This window comes from Pedobacter sp. GR22-10 (assembly GCF_026239715.1).
Classification (GTDB): Bacteria; Bacteroidota; Bacteroidia; order Sphingobacteriales; family Sphingobacteriaceae; genus Pedobacter.
Genome location: NZ_JAPIVR010000001.1, coordinates 886,554 through 906,186 on the forward strand (window position 1 = coordinate 886,554; position 19,633 = coordinate 906,186).

Below are 19,633 nucleotides of genomic sequence, written 5' to 3' on the forward strand. Positions count from 1 at the left end.
AATCTGCAATTGAACTTCAGACTTCTCACTCCCGACTTCGGACTTTTTTCTTATTTTTACGCCATGAATTTTATTATTACCGAAACACAGAAAGCCATTCTTGCACTTTATCAGGAAGAAGTTGCTGAAAGTGTGATCAATATACAGGAAACGCGTAAAGAATTTGAAGGACAGGTTACGATTGTGGTTTTTCCGATAACCAAACTTTCTAAAAAATCGCCGGAGCAAACGGCTAATGAAATTGGCGAATATCTAGTAACTAATGTTGAAAATGTCACTACATTCAATGTAGTTAAAGGCTTTCTAAATTTAAGTATTGCAGAAAGCTATTTTTTAAACCAGTTTAATGAAGAAATTTTAGCGGCTGATTTTGGTGTATTTCCGTCGAATGGGAAAAAAGTAATGGTGGAGTATTCTTCGCCAAATACCAATAAACCACTTCACCTGGGGCATGTACGTAATAATTTATTGGGTTATTCAGTTTCTGAATTACTCAAGGCTTATGGTTATGATGTGGTAAAAGTTAACCTGGTCAATGACCGTGGAATTCACATCTGTAAATCAATGCTGGCCTGGCAAAAATGGGGCAATGGTGAAACACCAGAAAGTTCAGGTTTAAAAGGTGATCACCTGGTAGGCAAATACTATGTGATTTTTGATCAGGAGTTTAAAAAGGAAATCGAAGCTTTAAAGGCTGAAGGCGAAACCGAAGAAGTAGCAAAGAAAAATGCGCCTTTAATTAGAGAAGCGCAGCGAATGTTGCTGGCCTGGGAGCAGGGGGATGAGGCTGTAGTTTCACTCTGGAAAACCATGAATGATTGGGTTTATGCCGGCTTTAATGTCACTTATCAAAACCTGGGCGTTGATTTTGATAAGTTCTATTATGAAAGTAACACGTATTTGTTGGGTAAAGATACAGTTGACGAAGGCCTGGCGAAAGGTGTTTTCTTTAAAAAAGAAGATGGTTCGGTTTGGATTGATTTAACTGCAGACGGCCTGGATGAAAAACTGGTCTTGCGTGCTGACGGCACTTCAGTTTACATCACCCAGGATTTAGGTACTGCCGAAATGAAGCATGACGATTTCAATATGGATGAGTCGATTTATGTGGTGGGGAATGAGCAGGATTACCATTTTAAAGTATTGTTTTTAATTCTCGAAAAATTAGGGAAAAGCTGGGCGAAGGGTTTATACCATTTATCTTACGGGATGGTGGATTTGCCAAACGGAAAGATGAAAAGCCGGGAAGGAACGGTGGTGGATGCAGATGAGTTAATTGAGAGTATGATTACCACAGCCCGTGAAAAAACAGAAGAACTGGGTAAAACCAGTGATTTTCCGGAAGAAGATAAGGCAGAACTGTATAAAAATATTGGTTTAGGCGCACTGAAATACTTTTTGCTAAAGGTAGAACCCAAAAAACGCTTGTTGTTTAATCCTGCAGAGAGTATTGACTTTCAGGGGAATACCGGGCCTTTTATCCAGTATACACATGCCAGGATTAAGTCTTTATTGAGCAAAGCGGAATATCAGTCTGAAGTCAGCAATTTAAGACCAGGCGATTTATTGCCTATAGAACTGGAAATGATTTTGCAACTGGCTAAATATCCTTCAGAAATTGCTATTGCAGCCAAAGCATACAGTCCGGCGAGTTTAGCGAATTACTTATACGAGTTGGCTAAACTTTTCAACAAGTTCTACCATGATGTTCCGCCGATTGTAAAAACGGAAGCAGGCGATACCAAACAGTTCCGATTAAACCTTTGCAAAAAAACGGCCGATGTGATTTTTGCCGGAATGCTTATTTTAGGCATTACCTCACCGGAGCGGATGTAGGGCGAGTATTGAATTGGGAATCCTGAATAGGAAGTGAGGAATCACAAAACGGGAGATAGCAAAATAGATAACAAGGAGTAGAGAAAGGGAGAACAGAACATACAGGTGTTGATCAAAAAAAAGATATTTCTTGATAAATGAACTGATTTTACTTTGCCTCGTTGCTTTTGCCGCAGGTTTTATAGATGCTATTGTAGGTGGCGGAGGCTTATTGCAAACCCCTGCCACCTTACTCATTTTACCACATTATCCTGTTGCTACCTTATTAGGAACCACTAAAATTCCTTCCCTCGCTGGTACCACCTTAGCGGCCTTCAAATATTCCAAACACGTTAAATTCAATTTTAAAGTATTGGCAATATGTGCGATCATGGCATTCATTGCAGCGCTTTACGGTGCTTTTCTGGTGAGCCGTATTGATAATGCGGTGATCAAGCCTGTCATTCTGGTCGTGCTGATAATGGTTGCACTTTACACTTATTTCAATAAGCAATTTGGCATTCATCAGGAAAAAAATCATGCTGTAAAAAAGCAGGTATTCATGGCTGCGCTATTCGGCTTGGTTATTGGCTTTTACGATGGTTTAATTGGTCCGGGTACAGGCTCTTTTTTGATTTTGGTTTTTATTGCTACATTAGGATTTGACTTTGTTGGTGCCAGTGCACATGCCAAGATTGTAAATATGGCTACCAATTTAGCGGCGATTATTTATTTCAGTTATTCTGGACATATCCTTTACCAATATGCATTGCCCATGGCACTTTTTAACGTGTTTGGTGCATATTTCGGCACGCGCTTGGCCTTACTTAAAGGCAATAAGTTTGTTAGGGTCTTTTTCCTCATCGTTGTTTTCGGAACAATCCTGAGATTTGCTTATGATATTTTATTCAAGTAAATGCCCGGATTTAAAGTTTTTGATATCGACAACTATCATGCGCTTTGCAATACATTAGCGGCACAAGATCCTGATCTTAATCATGTTCTGATGAAATATGGCTATCCACCATTCTGGTCTAGGGCTAATACTTTCGAATCACTGGTCCATATTATTCTGGAACAACAGGTTTCACTGGCATCGGCACTTGCTGCCCTGAATAAACTGAAGGCTAAAATCGGAGAAATCGATCCTGTGGCCTTCCTCAGGCTTACTGATGAAGAACTCAAAGCTTGCTATTTCAGTCGACAGAAAACCGTTTACGTTCGGGATCTGGCACAAAAGATCATTAACGGAGAACTCTCCTTAGCGATATTGGCATCACTTTCTGCAGATGAAATCCGACTGCAGCTTAAAAGGGTGAAGGGTGTGGGAGATTGGACAGTAGATATTTACTTATTATTTATCTTACACCATAGTGATATTTTTCCATTGGGTGACCTTGCTGCCGTGAATGCCCTTAAAAACCTGAAGAACTTACCAAAAGATACGAGTAAGGAGGAACTTTCTGCTATAGCCACACAGTGGAAGCCCTACCGAACCATAGCCGTCATGATATTGTGGCACTTTTACCTGGAGGAACCAAAGATCAAGGGTGCGATAGCTAAATGCTAAATCAAAAAGCACCGCTGGTATTCAACAACGATGCTTTTTGATTGCAGTCAATAAAATCAGGTTAATGTCCTACATAAATTTTTAAACTGTCAGTCATTACAATTCCACTCACAGTAGCTGAATTGTATTTAATGGTATAATTTCCGGCTTTGGTGATGTGATAAGCATCTGCCAGGTTAAAATCTGCACTGGTACTGTCGCCGGCATTTAATTTCCGGTAACTGTCTGCCGATGGTGGCATCATTCGTTTTGCCATGGCACCCTTATAATCAACAGGAGTATAGTCTTCTAAGTTCACATCCAGGTATTTACTGGATAATTTTTCAAAAGGTGTATGCCAGATGCAAAATTTGGCAACAGTATCCGAGTTATTGTACACCGAAAAACGCATATTTATCGGTCCGCCAAGTTTAGGTTCACCAATTACCGATAATTTTCCTGTAATAGGATCGGTCTTTTTCTGCACTGCGGCTTCAGGCACCAATGTGGTGTCTTGCTGGCCACCGGCCGCTTCTTTCTTTTTGTCGCTGTTACAGGCAGAAAATAAAATGCTGCAGCACGCGATGATCAGGCTTATTTTTTTCATAAAGTTTTCATAAAGGATGTTATTTTTCTGTACCGGACCGGGTTTCTATATTTTTCTTTTTTCTAAAAGCAGGGAATGTCATCGGGCTTCTCGAAGGGCGTTCATCACCTAATAGTACACCCCATTGTTTGAAAGATTCGGTACGGTCGAACACGATTTTCAATACCGCTACAATCGGGAGTGCGAGGAACATTCCGGACACGCCGGCGATGCTTCCACCGATAAATACCCCGAGAATGGCAAAGAGTGCATTGATCTTTACTTTCGATCCTACAATTCTGGGCATCAGGATATTATTATCAAGGAACTGAACAAAAGCAATAACACCTAAGACCGTGATAACCGGCCATAATTCCTGAGATGAAGTCAGCGTTAACAATACACCAATCAGGTTTCCAAGCAAGGCACCCACATATGGGATCAGGTTCAGAATGGCAAATATTACCCCGATTAACAAAGCGTGCTTAATGCCGATCAACATTAATATTCCGCCCAATAATACGGTCATATAGGTAATCTGGATCAATAGTCCGATCAGGTAACTCTTGATGATGGATTCCGTTTCATAAATGGCTTCCTTTACTTTAGGGTGGTCATCGTTTTTGAACCACATGAAAATAAATCTCAGTAAAATATCCTTGTAAAAAAGCATTAAATAAATATAAATCGGCAATAGTCCGATGAAAACAAAGACCCCACTTAAGGTAACAGCCGCACCACCTGCCAAAGAGGTACCCATGTTCATCAGGTCATCGCTCTTATCCTGAATAAAAGCCTTTTGCTGTTTATCATTATAGTGCGTGATTCTGCTCACCCAATCGCTTAACGAATTGATGTGCTGTGTTACATTGGCTTTAATCTGCGGAAAATCTTTAGCCAAAATTCCAATCTGGTTGGAGAAAAACCATACAATCAGGGCTACAAACAGGGCCACCAGAAGGATAGGTAAAACAATAGCTAAAGTTTCAGGTACCTTTTTTCTTTTCAGGAAACGGTATACGGGAAGCAGCATAATGCTGATGAAAAATGCCATGAGCATGGGCATAATAATATCTTTTGCAATGACCATCACAGTCACTACGGCCATCAATCCGAGGAGTTCTATTGATCGCTTTACAGTTAGGGGAAAATTATTTATCATATACGGTTTATCTGATTGATGTGTAAACACGCACCTGTAGAAAATGTTTTATTAATGGAAAAGTGGGGCAGAGGGTGAGCTAGGTTAGGCACTTAAGTTTTATCCAGCATTTATACCTTTACAGTTTTTCCTTGTGAAAAATTACTTCTCGAAAACGATAAAGCCGTTAATAAGCCTTAATTTTACATTTTTTAAATTGAACATGAACGATCAGGATACCATCATTGCTTTATCTACCCCATCAGGGTCTGGCGCTATCGGCGTAATCCGCCTGTCAGGCCCGGATGCCATTTCGTTGACCAACGAGGTCTTTGCAGGGAAGGATTTAGCACAGCAAGCTTCTCATACCTTACATTTTGGATTAATTAAAGATGGTAATCATATTATAGATGAGGTCGTTGCAGGGTTGTTTGTTGCTCCCAAATCATACACCAAAGAGCATGTAGTGGAGATTTCCTGTCATGGGTCCAATTATATCATTCAACAGATTATTAACCTGCTGATCAGCAAGGGTGCACGTGCAGCAAAGCCTGGTGAATTTACCTTAAGGGCATTTTTAAACGGGGCATTTGATTTAAGTCAGGCAGAAGCAGTGGCCGATTTAATTGCTTCCAATTCCAAGGCATCACACGATGTAGCCATGCAGCAGATGCGTGGTGGCTTTGCAAATGAACTCAAAGCTTTAAGAGAGCAGCTGATTCATTTTGCTTCGATGATTGAACTGGAGCTGGATTTTGCAGAAGAGGATGTCGAATTTGCCAACCGCGAACAGCTTACGAATTTAGTGAACAAAATCAACCATGTGCTGCGCAGATTGATTTCTTCATTCGAAATGGGAAACGTCATTAAAAATGGTGTTCCGATTGTGATTGCCGGAAAACCGAATGTAGGCAAATCGACTCTTTTAAATGCCTTATTGAATGAAGAGCGGGCCATTGTTTCTGATATCGCCGGAACCACCCGTGATACCATTGAGGATGAGCTTACTATCGGTGGCGTGGTGTTTCGCTTTATCGATACTGCAGGTATCCGCGATACTGCCGATATTATTGAGGCCCTTGGGGTAGAGCGGACGCTTGAAAAAATGAAACAGGCCAAGCTGATCATTTATATGGCTGATGTGGCACAAACCACTGCCGAAATTGAAGAGCAGGTAAGGGGCTTAAAGCAACTTGAAATTCCTTACCTCATTTTACTCAACAAAGCAGATCTGATTTCTTCCGAACAACGCAAGGCTTTCGAGGCTTTAGATGTTGTTTTCTTATCGGCGAAAGAAAAGGTTGGCATAGATGAGTTGAAAACCACCTTACTGGAACAGGTGAATCTGCATCATATTAATACAAGTGAAACGTTGGTGACCAATATCCGCCATGTGGAAGCACTTAAACAAACTGAAAATGCCTTACAGCGGGTACTGGATAATGTAGATAACCCGGTAACTTCTGATTTCCTGGCGATGGATATCAAACAGGCTTTACATTACCTGGGCGAAATCACTGGAACGGTTACCACTGATGATTTACTGGAGAATATTTTTACGAAGTTTTGTATCGGAAAGTAACGATATCAAATAACCAAAAATAAAAATAGATAAATTGATATAATTACCTGTAAATATGTGACTTGTCACTTTTTTGCAGGTTTTTTTATTTGGATATATATCGATGTTTTAAGTAAGTTTGTCCCTCAGTTGTCCCCCAAATGAAAATTCAATGTTTTAATCTCTCGCACTTTGTTAGATATGGAGAGATCATTTGGCTTATCAACATTTATTCTGTCTTATTTAGTCTTATCAGTTAATAATGAAGTTATGAGCACTAATATATCGGTTCCCAGAAGATGTGAATTTTGCGGTAGCCTCTTTATGGCTAAAACTACTGTGACAAGATTTTGTAGTCACACTTGCAATAGTAAAAATCATAAGAGGAAGGTTAAGGAAGAAAAAATAAAGGCAAGTAAGGTTCAAACAATAGAGCGTACAGTGGAAATAAAAAAGCAATCTGTAACGAAGGAATTTTTGAAAGTTAAAGATGTAGCAGATTTGTTAGAATGCACGCCCGAAGCTGTGTATGCAATGATTCATAGTGGACGTTTAAAAGCTACAAATCTTGGGATAAGAAAGTTCAGGATTTTACGTGCAAATCTTTTGGCGATTTTTGAACAGCCAGATATTTTACAGCCGCTCCCCCTGAAAGTTAATAAAGTGAAAAATTCAGAAGATGAAATTTTGACTAGAGAAAACTGTTACTCAATAAACGAGCTGAAAAATATATTCAAAACTTCAAGAGATGCCTTATATATTTTGCTTAAAAGAAAGGGGATTCCCAAAATCAAAATTGGAAAGGAAATTTTCTTTGATCAGCGTGCATGTGACCAACTCTATAAGAAATGGATACTACCTAAAGATCCTAGTATTTTAGCTAAAGATAAGGAGTATAATACTAAGCTTGCGTTGAAACCGTTGGATAAAAAGGATTGTTATACCACTAGACAGTGTGAGGTAAAATTTAATGACAAGCGTAGTAATCTTTATAGTTTTTTTGATAGGAGGAAAGTTCCAAAGGTTAAAATAGGAACTGTAAATTACTATTCAAAAATAGCCGTTGATAGAGTATTCAAATCATTAAAAAGGGGGGAAGGACAGTGAGCAAGGTAACATTAAGAAGTAAGAAAATAGGGAAGGGCAGGAAATCTTTATTCCTGGATATATATCCACCCGTAATTAATCCTGATACAGGGAAACTGCAGAGAAAACATTATTTAAAGATATTTCTTTACGGAAATCCCAATACAACTCAGGAACGGTTTCATAATAAAGAGACCTTAGAACTTGCTAGAACAGAAGCAGCATTGCGTCAGGTAGACGTTCAAAATCTCAGGTTTGGGTTTTTATCCCAAAGAATGCTCAATGGTAATTTTATAGAGTTTTTTGAATTAGAACGAAGCAAAAGACCTAATAACTCTAATAGTGACAATTGGAAAAGTGCTATTGCTTACTTTAAAGCATTTGTAGGTGAGAAAATTTTGTTTCCGCAATTAAATGAAACGCTGTGTGAAGAGTATGCTGATTATCTTTTATCAGCCCCTGCAATTGGAAGAGCAGGAAGACCTATAAAGATTAATACGGCTTATAGTTATTTTGCTAAGTTTAAAGCTACTTTAAAGGTGGCATTTAAAAAAAGATTAATACCTGTTAATCTTGGTCAAATAATTGACAGCATTACTCCAGAAGACACACACCGGGAATTTTTATTTCAGGATGAACTTCAAATATTAGCTGATACTCCCTGCGAATCAGAAGTAGTTAAACGCACGTCGCTTTTCTCAGTGTTAACTGGCTTACGTTTTTCAGATTGCCTTACGTTGGATTGGTCTGAGATTAGGGGTGGTAAGGGAAGATACTTTATTCAATTTTCTATTGATAAAACAAGGCAGGCTGAATATCACCCGATTTCTGACCAAGCTGTTACGCTGTTGGGAAATCGTGAGGTAGGTATAGTTTTTAAAGGGCTATCTTATCATTTAGCAGACAGGACATTGCCTGGATGGTTAAAAATGGCTGGAATTGGTAAGCATATTACTTTCCATTGCTTTAGGCACACCTTTGCTACACTGCAGCTTTTATTTGGTACCGACATTGTAACTCTTTCAAAACTACTTGGTCACAAAAATATTAAAACTACTATGATCTATGTGAAAATTGTAGATAAGCTTAAAAGAGATGCATCTGATAGAATTAGAATTATTTTGGACGATAAGTGGCTAAATTTAAAAAATGAAACCTTAGTAAAATCAGACAATATTCAATATGGTTGGAATAATCAAAATGTGACGTCTAATATTAAGCTAGTATGGGTACCAAATAACTAAGCAGGTTGTTACTAAAGTCTTAGGGATTATTTCGGGGCGGAAATCGAACTGTGTTCTTAACTCGCTGATCTACAAGTATTATCCTATTCAGAAAGCATTAGCCGCACGATTGACGCTTTCTTGTAATGAGATAAGCAGGATATTTAATTACTTAATGCGAAAAGCTTGCAATACTTAAAAAATGATTCAAAGTACTTCAATCCTTATCTATTCAAAGATACAAATTTTCAGTACATGATTCAAAATTCGCTATGGCACTTATTTTATCTGGAGCAAACTTTGTTGTTAGATTCCGACTGCGGCATTCCTTAAGTCAACTGTGTAAGAACGGCCTTAATAGTGATAAGAAAATCGACACTCACTGCATGCATATTGGTACAGCGTATATTTCAAAAAAATCCTTCAATGTCATTTTAATATCTTCTTCTACTTTTTCTTATATTGACAACTTTTTAGATTTAATGGTATTTTGCCAGTCCAACTTTACAACAAAAATTACTAGCATCGATGTCAACTCAGATGGTAAATAGAAAATATAGAGAGTTTAATGAAAGCCTTTTTTCTGGACTTACTTTTCATAATGATGAAAGACACAAACACGCGCTAGGAGATTTTCGTGACGCCATAGAGGCATTCATGAAGATATTGATACTTGGTCATTTTGGTGATGATGTCGGCCACGGGATAATAACCGGCTTTCTCGATCATGACGGGATAAATGAGGGGAAAGGTGATTCCCTTTCTTACTTTAATATGCTTACAATTTGCAATGAAAATTCATTGGCAAATAGCGCGATAAGAGAGGCGCTAACTAGATTGCAAAGAACACATCCCGGTGCTCATAACCCTAACGCTCCGACCGACTATTCTGCTATTTCGGCGTCCTGCCTAGCTGATATGCGTGTCCTTTCTAAATTTCTTTCAGACAGACTATCTCAGCCTGAGCCGTCAGATATTCTTTTGGCTTTTGAAGGAGATTCAGTAGGTGGAAATGGCTCCGCTATTAGTGAAGATCCCTGGGCAAAAGTATGCGAGTTAACTGATAATTTTGATCGTACGAATCGGTATGTACTTATTTCTCCACCCCGTTTTGAAGGGGTTGATAATAGCTATTTATTGCCATTATCAAGGATAGACTGGTCTTTCGTACTAGACTTCGATCCTTTTACCAAAAAGGATGGTGGCTTGCACACTCACGTTGAAAATCAGGGTGCAAGGAGTATTGTAAACATTACGATACAAAATAGGGGACAAAGAAACCTAGTTGGGAACGGTGGACTTGGTAGTACAAATTGGCTCTTTGCAAATGGGATCGAATCCATGCCTGATACTATTTGTAGAAACTTGGAGGCTTGGCGTTCTAAAAATTATCATCGCTTTATCCAGGAAATGATGAGGGAGTTTTTCGCGAGAGAAACCCGTCCATATGTATTTATATATCTTTGGGACAATCTAGATTATATTAACGAACTGGTAAAAATATGGGATAACGTTGAGCTTGCTCAAGACAGGGGGAAGCACCTTTTTATAACATCTAATCTAAATTCAGCAGATAAGTTTAGAACCTATGTGGGTCTTGGATTCGACGTAACAGTAATCCCGATTACTACGTCGGCGTTTATAGGCAAATTACAAGAATTTTTAGTCTTTCCAGATCTAGACGATCAACGCTACTTAGTTCCTGGAAGAACAAAAATTCAAGAGAATGATACGGTTGATGTCACTGATATCTACTACCGTCTTGCTGACGATGGAGTCAATATTGTTCATCAGTCTATTTATCGTGAGAAGCCATTAGACGACGTTTCCCAAGTACCGTCCTTTCTAAAGGGTGAAGATATTAATTGGAATGAGCTTGCACTTGACACAGATGTTAAACGTCACCGCTATCAGGATCTTTTTAATTCGATTCGCAATTTGCTCGGCACGACCAAGCGTTCAAGAAGATTTGAGTTGATACATAAACCAGGTGGTGGTGGAACAATATTGGGACATAGGCTTGCTTTCGATTTACGCGGCCAATTTCCTGTGGTTCTGATTTCTCAAAGAAGCGCAAGGACATTCCAGGCCCTATCCACATTACTTGATAGGGTTAATCAGACAGTGCTCGCCATAGTTGAGGCATCAGTATTTGACATAGGTAGCCTAGATGAGCTCATACGTGAACTCAATGCGAGAAGACTCAATATTGTATTCCTGCATATTCGCCGCTCTCTACAGGTTGACAAATCTCGGGATTTCACTTTCTTTTTGAACGACTCCATGGCTGATAGAATTGAAATGGAACAGTTTATGCATCTTGTAAAGATGTATGGTTCGGAAGATACGGCACGTAAAATGTCTGAGTTAAATAGGCAGCCCTCAACATTCGAAGTTATAGACTTTACCCTTTCCATTAACGAAAACGAATTTAACAGCCAGCGCCTTAACCAGTATGTTGGCGAGTATATAAACATGATGTCAGATAGCCATGTCGCTTTCACTGTATATGTATGTTTTGTTTACTATTATTCGCAAAAGAGCGTTTCCCATTATGTGTTTCGCTCATTATTTAAAAAGAGTCTGATTTGGGAGTTAAAAGAAATCCCACTTGCAAAAAGATATATCCATAAAATACTTGTCCAACAATTCGACTACCAAAGTCAAGAGTTGGGAGAGTATTGGCGCCCTAGGTTTGCAAAATTCGCGGAAGTTGTACTTTCACATGTTCTTGGTCATGGGACGGGTGAGAATTGGAAGGATCATATTGCATCGTACGCAAAAAAATTTATCGAGGACTTTAGATTGAATAATGAATTTTTGGTTGCAGAAACTCGGGATATTCTTAAGGCGGTATTCTTTGACAGAGATGATGAACTACCAGAAAATGGCGAACAAACTCCCAACCTTAGTGTTGAACGGTTTTCGCGCCTTATGTCCGATATAGGGACAAAAGAACGACAATTAGAAGTTTTACAGTCCCTAATCAAAGCCTACCCAAATGAAAGTCATTTTCACGGGCAATTAGGTAGATTTATTTTTGAAAAGGCAGAAGAATTTCAGGAATTCCGCGAGGCTGAAAAACTGATAAGTGAAGCACTCGACACAAAAGAAGGAGAGAACGATTATAACTTACATCATATTGCTGGAATGTGTAAAAGCAGAGAAATTAGATTTCTGCTTAGAAACTATAGGCGTTTAGGGACATCCCTGGTCACTGAAAGCAGGCTTAAAGAGCTTGTAGAAATCGGATCACAACATTTTGCTGACAGCGTTCATATCAACAATTACAATGTGCATGGTTATGTAGCCCATTTCCAGATGTTGATGGAAGCAATAGACTATGGACGGGAGATGTCGGGCATGGAAGATAGATGGAACTTTTTGAATGCTCCAGACAAGCGGTGGTATATGGAAAAGTTCGTTGATATCCAGCGATTGATGGAGACGACTAAATCACTTATGGAAAATGAGGAAACCCTAGGGCTTTCCAATCGTGTTTTAAAGACCAGAAAGCATATCAAAATTGGGGAGGCTAGAACGTTCGATCTGATGGGAGAATTCAATGCCTCACTGGATGTCTACAAGTCAATTATTGATACGGTAGAACGTGAGCATAGGCCACACAGCCGCATAATGGCTATCTATGCTATACTGATGGGCAAAGTGAAAGGGAATAGGAAAAGAGTTGACCTAGCTTGGGGAATGCTAAAAAGCGACGAAGTACTTGCCATTCGAAAGATGTTAGATGAAAATATACTACAAGACCCATCACATGTATTGAGTTTTAAACTATGGTTCAAGCTCGTTCGGTTTTCAAATATCGAAATTGGACAAGAAGAACTCATCGCGAATCTAAGGTCGTGGTTTGAAAATGCGGGGCAGTCGCGCATTTTACGCGCAGAGGCGGCCTTCTATCTTTTTATTCTTTATGCGGTGGAACTGATAGACGCTGGAGATTCGTTCAGTCCCGTAGCACGTACCCAGTGTGAATTTTACATTGAACAAAGCGTTAATAATTCCTATAACAAAAAGTTTATTTTCGAGCACCTTGGCTATGGTGACGGGTTTAAAGCGCTTATAAATCATAGATCGGTAAGAGACACAGAAGAAGAGGAATATCAAAGATTGGAGGGCACTATTGCTAAAATTAGCGCAAGACAAGAAGGAAAAATCGCGCTAAAATGTGGACTTGATGCGTTTTTTGTTCCAAAGGAGGGCAGCTTTGTACAGATGAAGGATGAAACTGTTGACGTTACTTTTCGTGTTGGCTTTCGCCCTGAAGGCCTAGTTGCATTTGATGTAAGAAGAGTATCTAAAAATGAAGAAATAACAACAAATAATATTTCTGAGCTTAATGAGGTAGAGGCTGCAGAGGAGGTAATAGAGCCTATCGATCCTAAATTGGAAACAGATATTGAAGAAGATCCAGCTCGAGAGATTCACGGCAATTATGTAAAGTTACAAGGGCCGAAGATTGTAACTAAGATTATACTCGATGATCGTAATACGAAAAGAAAGAAAAAGTAGTCACTTTTAGTAAATGGTTAGGTCTTTTGGAAAAACTATCAAATGGACGTTTTAGTTTAGGTGCTGTTTAAAACATATTTTAGGACAAAAAAATGAGTGCGCAAATAGGCTGCGCAGTATGATTGTTATCTTTGCTAAAGTACGGAATTAACGCCCTTAATAAAATGAATTTAAGAAACTATTTTAAACTTACACCTCATACAGCCAATGCAATAACTGATTCTCTTGAAGAAGTGAATAAGCAAGCTCTGGAAAATTTTACCACGACTGAAAATGGCGAATTACTGTTGCGTGAGGTTATGCATCTATTTCATGAGGCATACGATGCCGATAGCAGGGTTTTTATCAAAGAGATTTTCTTCGAAAACCAAATAGCTTTAAGGCTAATCAAGGACCATGAAGAAGAAATTTTTGAGAAGATTGATTTTACGAAGGCCAATCAGGTGAATTGGAACAGAAGAACTCAGATTCAAATCGTGAACCTATACCGCAACGTGGTTGCCGATCTTTATGATCCTTATCTTTCGATCATCGTTGCATGTTTAAAATTGAAAGAGGGCTTATTTGAATCATTCGTTCAGGCAAATCTCGGATTCTCCGAAAGGGATAAAATCAATTTCGCGCTTGCAAGATTAAAAGGTACTACATTGTTTGCAGGATATAATCCGATAATAAGAAATGCTGTTTCCCATTCCGGTACGGACAGCGTTGTTTACGAAGAAAATCAAATTATTTTTAGAAACATCAAAAGAAGTTCCAAGCCGGAAATAACCGGTATTGTAGAAGTAAAAAATGAAGATCTGTTAGGATACATATATTCGATGGTTGACTTTATGACCGCAGTCGCTATTGCGATAAATATTTTCGGACTCGATGCCGTAGATTTAATCACCACCGACGAAGAGTTGTCAGGGTACTTTTTAAGTGGGGTCGCAGATGCCGATACAATAGTGCGATTAAGAGAAAGAAAAATCAGCCATTATGAAAGTACCTGGAGCGACACAGCGTTATCGGAAAAGGAAAAGTTGGATCACTTCGCAGGGATATTTTCTGACCACTGCCAAAAAAGAAATCTGCCAGCTATAAAGCTGCTCTTTAAGGAAAAAATGTCCATAGTTGTAATTGATGTTCCAGTGAAAGAAATTGCTCATCAAAGTGAACAGGAAGTTATTAACAGGGCTGTTGAACTGATAAAATATACCGTCATTGCAGAGCCGCTTTTTGGGAGCAGGTTTAGATCTTTCCTTGTCAGGGAAGAAGTGGAGGATGGGCAGGACAGCTACCAGGTGTGGATTCAGGGCGCGGACTTAAAGGATTACGACCTACAGACTGCCAATATCTATGATCTCCTTTATGACGGCAATATTTATAAAAATGAAAAAGACTTAAATATACAGGTTGATTTTAGTGCATTGGAAGAAATAAGTTTGAGATCATTAAGCAGAGTTCGGAAAGGTCGTTTGCGGGACAAATCTTAAGATGTTTTTTATCTTCATCTATGGACGAAAAACCGGGTAAAGATTTTTAGACCGAGTTTTGGTGTAAGAATGTATAGGTTAGTCAATGTATATTTGAAATTAGGAAAACGAGCAAACAGAAAATGATTATAGACTGGAACAAATTACAACCATATAAAACTACAAAAGCGAAAAGCTTTGAGCAGCTCTGCTATCAGGTTGCATCAAAAATTTATCGTGAGAAAGGAGTTTTTACGCCGGTAGATGACAGCGGTGGAGGTGATGGGGTTGAATTTTATCTGACGATGCCACATGGTACAGAGTGGGGCTGGCAGGCTAAATACTATGAAGGATCTGCAAGGTTAAATGTTAGTAATAGAAAATCGGCCATTAAATCTTCACTAAGCAAAGCCTTAAAGATGCACCCCGGTCTTGAATTATGGTTTCTCTGCATCTCAATGGACCTCACGCCTGATGAAAAGCTTTGGGTCAATACGGAACTGATAAATGAAATCCCCAAGGGAGGTAAAACTAAAATTGTTATCTGGGATGAAAGCTTTTTACATGGCAAAATAAACGAGCCTCTTTTCAATGGATTGAAACAGTCCTTTTTTAATGAACTTGAACTTTCCACAGAATGGTTCAAAAACACATTCAATAAGACATTCAGCATCGTAAAAAATAAGTTTGATGCTATACTTTATGTGCCCAATGAGCATTTTGAGGTTTACTATGTTAACCCGATTCTTTGCAATGAAAAATTTATTGAGCAAAGGATCTCTTACTATCCTAGAAAACTGGAAGAATTGTGGATAGAGGCAAAGAAAAAGCTAAAACGTCTTGAGTATACTACCGAGCTTTGGAGGCCTGTGTTTAACCAGTATATCCAAGGCTATTCAAAGTTCAATAAGGCATTTGAAGAGCTTCTTCCAAAATTAAAAAAGAGGCTGAATAATATTACGCCGAATAATTTTGAAAAACTGATCGGTGATGATTACGAGCAGGAAATTCTGTTTTTTAATAACATTAAACATGAGCTCGACAGTTTAAAACCAAATTGGCCGACGGGAGAGGGGTTGGAGCGAAGCGGGCTTGAAAAACAGAGCGATGATGAGCAGTATAGGAAAATCTGGGATTTAGAAAGTACTCACAAGCAGATATTAGAGGAACTTAAATATTATGTTTCCCATAGTAATATGCCAATCACCTGGCGCCTGGCCCATTATCACGGGAATGGCGGCGATGGCAAAACAAATTTTTCGGTGGGATTGGCAAAAGAATTCATAGACAAAGGCTTTCCTGCAATTTATATACCCGCAATTCTATTTACCGGGGACAACCCTTTAAGCGATCAGATCCTTAATATCCTGGATATAAAATCCGGATATTCATTTGGTGATTTTCTGGACTGTGTTGATACACTTGGTAGGATATACGACAAACGCATTCCTATTATACTTGACGGGCTAAATGAGTCTGTAAATGTAAATGGTTTTCTCAATGACCGGCTAAGCCTTGACTTGCCGCAAATAGAAACTGACATCCTCGAACGCAAGAACCTGGTGCTTTTAACCACATGCCGCGCCTCTTACAGGGAAGCAATTTGGGAGAATGTAAATCAATCGGACAAAAGATTCCATCCCATTTACGGGTTTACAAATCTCGAAGACAAAAAGAAATTGACCCGGAATTATTTCAAACATTATAAAATCCAGGCGGATCTTTCTTTCCTTTCCCTGGAAAGGTTTACAAAACCATTGTACTTAAAAATATTTTGTGAATCGATCAATAGTGAGCGGAAAAATATAAAGCAGGTAACCCTTGGGTTTGATTCCATCTATTCCATATTCGAAAACTTTGTCGCACGGTGTAATGATAATATTTTTAAGCGTATTAAAAAAGAAGGAAAAATTGCGCCAACCCCTGCCACCAGAAACCTTGCATCGCATGCGTTAGAACGTATAGCAAAAGAGCTTTGGGAAGAGCATAAACGAGCATTTCTTTTGGATGATCTGATTGCATTTATTGATGAAGGTTCAAGAACGGATTATAAGTATTCTATAACCAAAAAACTGCTTGATGAGGAATTACTATTTATCCGGAACTGGTATAATGGGGGTGAACATGTGTATCTAACATACGATCTTATGGCAGGATACTTTATTGCAAAGTATCTCATAGATAATGTTACAGATTTTGAGATTTTCTTTGAAAGTGAACAGATAAGGGTGTTAATCGGCGATGATGGTACAAAACTTCATCCTAATCACGAAGATATTGTAGACGGTCTTTGCAGTCTCCTTCCGATCAAGAAAAGACAGTTTGTCCACGAAATAATTGGGAAACCCAAAAAAGGCGATAGCAATATAAAACAACGCTTGTACAATAAATCAATAGCGGCTACCATATTGCTATCGCCTGAATTTATTTTAGAAAAACAAGTTCGCTATTTAAGAGGCTTGTCAAAGCATCCGAAAAATTTAACTAGGCTGATAACTTTGAGTGAGGACGTAATGTTTGTTGTCGATCATCCATTTAATTTCTCTTTTTGGTCATTGAGGCTTGCAGAACTTACGATGCAGGATCGGGATATCACCTGGACAGAATATCTGCGTAACCTGCGCGAAGATTTTTTAGAAGACCTTTTTGCAGAGTTCGATATACTGCAAACCAATAGTGTCCTTACCGAAGAACAGAATGCAAAGATTTTTCTTGCAGCGGATTTTTTAAAATGGACTTTTACTTCTACAAGTAAGAGCTTAAAAGGCAAGTCTGCTAACGCGCTTTACCGGTTTGCATTAAAGTTTCCAGCCTTGTTCTTAAAAGATTTTTACGCCAGTGCAGCACTTAACGATCCGACTATTTTCGAATGGATGTGTCTGGTGCTTAATACGGCCAGTATCGTGCTGCTTAAAGAGCGAGAAAATAAATACGAGAATGAATTTTTAGACCTGTCCAAGTTTCTCAGTGATGAGGTCTTTAATCCTAAAGGAACTCACTCGACGAACCATCTTATTACCCGCAATTATGCTTACGGTACATTAAAATTACTTTGTCGTAAGTTTTCCAAACTGGCGCAGGTGGTCGATCTTATTGCAATCAGAAAAAACTTCAGCAAAATAGGCATAATCCAATGGGAACAGGCCGTGGATGTAAATGCTGGTCAGTATAGAGACGGTAACTCCCTGATTGGTTATTATTTCGACAAAGAAAAAATGAGCCATATCGCGCGTGGTAAGGGCCATCAGTATAACAAAACGCCAGAGTATCTGGCTATCCAGGCAAATTTGCGATGGCGTGCCTATCAACTAGGCTATAAATTTGAACTTTTTGGAAAGATTGACATCGAAATTGTGAGCTATCAGCATTGGGGTGAAAACCATGCCTCGACAGAACGTTATGCTGATAAGTATATTGATATTGCTTTTTATGAATTTTGCGGCTATCTTGATGGACAGGATGAGTTTGATTCCTATGATGAAATCGGCTTCCTGCATGCATTCGAACCCAAACATGATCCTACAGCAAAGACGACGGTCGATGACCATTCCTTACGATCCGATCGATTTCCAGTAAGGCAGTTTATAGATACCAAAATTTCACTTTCCGCATGGTGCGGAGATCATTCGAATCCCGATGTTTCGGATTATCTGGAACGTAAGGATTTTCAACAAAAGAGGGGTGAATGGGTTTTGCTTTACGGTTTAGTGCACCAGCATAATAAAGCGAAAGAAAGACAATTCTTTTTCCAGGCTGATACTGTGCTCGTTCGCAATAAAGACTTGAAAACTGTAAGGACCGCTTTTTTAGCAGACAGCCAGCTAGCCCATGGCGGCCGTAATCTTCCGCATACGGACAAGCTACACGAAGCAGAAATTCCCGATGGTGAGCGCGTGCCACATAACGAATTTGTAAAGTGGTATTACAGTGCTAGCTCAAAGATTGAGGATAAGGAATACATCAAAATCGTTTTGGTGCAAAATGGGAAACGTCTATCCGAAAAAAAAGCTGACAAAATTTGGATAGAAGTTCTTGAAGAGGCTAATTATGTCGCTCCCTCAAGAATGAGTTTGGCAAATGGACTGATGCCGATAATTAAATATTCCTCTTCGTCTGATAGTAGTTTGGCCGAAAACTTTGAGGATATTTTTAGGAGTAGAAATATTGAGCTGGTAGAAGAAAAGTTTACGGAGAAAGAGACCGTATATACAGAAGCGACAATTGATGTTTTAATACCGCTTCATAGACATAAACAGAAGATTTATCTCTGTAAGAACCTTATCGACGAGTTGGGACTTTCTACAGGGCCGGATTCAAAAGATTTATATGATTCGCATGGCGAACTTGCCAGTTTTAATTATAATTATGAGGTGGAGTATGTTGACCAGGAAGAGTTTACTTATCTGAGAAAAGATCTTTTGGATAAATACCTCAATAAAAATGAACTAACAATGTTTCAGTTGGTTTGGGGTGAAAGAGATTATTATCCCATTGATGGTAATTGGGATTTAGAGCGTAAAAGATCAATCAGAAATAAAGAACCATTTTCCCATGCTTACGAATATGTTCCAAAGAGCAGGAAAAAATAATTTATTTAAGAGGCGGAATACCTATTTAGCTCACCCATAGTGTAATTCTACACCGGTTGGAATTATGTGTCGTTCCAACCGGAAGTATCGGTGTCG

General features: G+C 38.9%; 11 protein-coding genes. 9 read left to right on the forward strand and 2 right to left on the reverse strand.

Going from position 1 to position 19,633, the window contains the following annotated elements:
• Positions 1-63: 63 nt before the first annotated feature.
• The 3 genes from argS (at position 64) to OQX64_RS03700 (ending at position 3,385) form a co-directional block, all read left to right on the forward strand.
• Positions 64-1,836, forward strand: a complete 1,773-nt coding sequence (argS, locus tag OQX64_RS03690; RefSeq protein ID WP_265817672.1) for an arginine--tRNA ligase — start codon at positions 64-66, stop codon at positions 1,834-1,836.
• Between the two features lie 130 nt (positions 1,837-1,966).
• Positions 1,967-2,731, forward strand: a complete 765-nt coding sequence (locus OQX64_RS03695) for a sulfite exporter TauE/SafE family protein (RefSeq protein WP_265817673.1) — start codon at positions 1,967-1,969, stop codon at positions 2,729-2,731.
• A complete protein-coding gene (locus OQX64_RS03700; protein WP_265817674.1) occupies positions 2,732-3,385 on the forward strand; it encodes a DNA-3-methyladenine glycosylase family protein in 654 nt (217 codons plus the stop codon). It begins immediately after the preceding gene.
• A 61-nt stretch (positions 3,386-3,446) separates the two neighbouring features.
• On the opposite strand, the gene OQX64_RS03705 is transcribed toward OQX64_RS03700, so the two are convergent.
• Entirely contained in the window at positions 3,447-3,971 is a 525-nt protein-coding gene (locus OQX64_RS03705) for a protease (RefSeq protein ID WP_265817675.1), read from the reverse strand.
• A gap of 19 nt (positions 3,972-3,990) precedes the next feature.
• Complete coding sequence (locus tag OQX64_RS03710) at positions 3,991-5,109, reverse strand: AI-2E family transporter (RefSeq protein ID WP_216359221.1); 1,119 nt, start codon at positions 5,107-5,109, stop codon at positions 3,991-3,993.
• A 205-nt stretch (positions 5,110-5,314) separates the two neighbouring features.
• Between OQX64_RS03710 and mnmE the strand changes: the two genes are divergently transcribed.
• The 6 genes from mnmE (at position 5,315) to OQX64_RS03740 (ending at position 19,537) form a co-directional block, all read left to right on the forward strand.
• Positions 5,315-6,673: a tRNA uridine-5-carboxymethylaminomethyl(34) synthesis GTPase MnmE gene (mnmE, locus tag OQX64_RS03715; RefSeq protein ID WP_265817676.1), complete on the forward strand. Its 1,359-nt coding sequence runs from the start codon at positions 5,315-5,317 to the stop codon at positions 6,671-6,673.
• A gap of 249 nt (positions 6,674-6,922) precedes the next feature.
• Entirely contained in the window at positions 6,923-7,759 is an 837-nt protein-coding gene (locus tag OQX64_RS03720) for a helix-turn-helix domain-containing protein (RefSeq protein WP_265817677.1), read from the forward strand.
• The gene (locus tag OQX64_RS03725; RefSeq protein WP_265817678.1) at positions 7,756-8,982 is read left to right on the forward strand and encodes a site-specific integrase; all 1,227 of its coding nucleotides are present in this window, start codon (positions 7,756-7,758) and stop codon (positions 8,980-8,982) included. The genes OQX64_RS03720 and OQX64_RS03725 overlap by 4 nt, the downstream gene beginning before the upstream one ends.
• Before the next feature lie 507 nt (positions 8,983-9,489).
• On the forward strand, positions 9,490-13,491 hold the full coding sequence (locus tag OQX64_RS03730; RefSeq protein ID WP_265817679.1) for a hypothetical protein: 4,002 nt from the start codon (positions 9,490-9,492) through the stop codon (positions 13,489-13,491).
• A gap of 164 nt (positions 13,492-13,655) precedes the next feature.
• Positions 13,656-14,969, forward strand: a complete 1,314-nt coding sequence (locus OQX64_RS03735) for a hypothetical protein (RefSeq protein ID WP_265817680.1) — start codon at positions 13,656-13,658, stop codon at positions 14,967-14,969.
• 122 nt (positions 14,970-15,091) lie between these two features.
• Entirely contained in the window at positions 15,092-19,537 is a 4,446-nt protein-coding gene (locus tag OQX64_RS03740; RefSeq protein ID WP_265817681.1) for a hypothetical protein, read from the forward strand.
• The last annotated feature ends 96 nt before the right edge of the window (positions 19,538-19,633 follow it).

Bases quoted from the DNA above. Each gene is read 5' to 3' on its own strand.
- mnmE (WP_265817676.1), top strand. From the start codon at position 5,315: ATGAACGATCAGGATACCATCATTGCTTTATCTACCCCATCAGGGTCT.
- OQX64_RS03720 (WP_265817677.1), top strand. From the start codon at position 6,923: ATGAGCACTAATATATCGGTTCCCAGAAGATGTGAATTTTGCGGTAGC.
- argS (WP_265817672.1), top strand. From the start codon at position 64: ATGAATTTTATTATTACCGAAACACAGAAAGCCATTCTTGCACTTTAT.
- OQX64_RS03705 (WP_265817675.1), bottom strand. From the start codon at position 3,971: ATGAAAAAAATAAGCCTGATCATCGCGTGCTGCAGCATTTTATTTTCT.
- OQX64_RS03740 (WP_265817681.1), top strand. From the start codon at position 15,092: ATGATTATAGACTGGAACAAATTACAACCATATAAAACTACAAAAGCG.
- OQX64_RS03735 (WP_265817680.1), top strand. From the start codon at position 13,656: ATGAATTTAAGAAACTATTTTAAACTTACACCTCATACAGCCAATGCA.
- OQX64_RS03700 (WP_265817674.1), top strand. From the start codon at position 2,732: ATGCCCGGATTTAAAGTTTTTGATATCGACAACTATCATGCGCTTTGC.
- OQX64_RS03730 (WP_265817679.1), top strand. From the start codon at position 9,490: ATGTCAACTCAGATGGTAAATAGAAAATATAGAGAGTTTAATGAAAGC.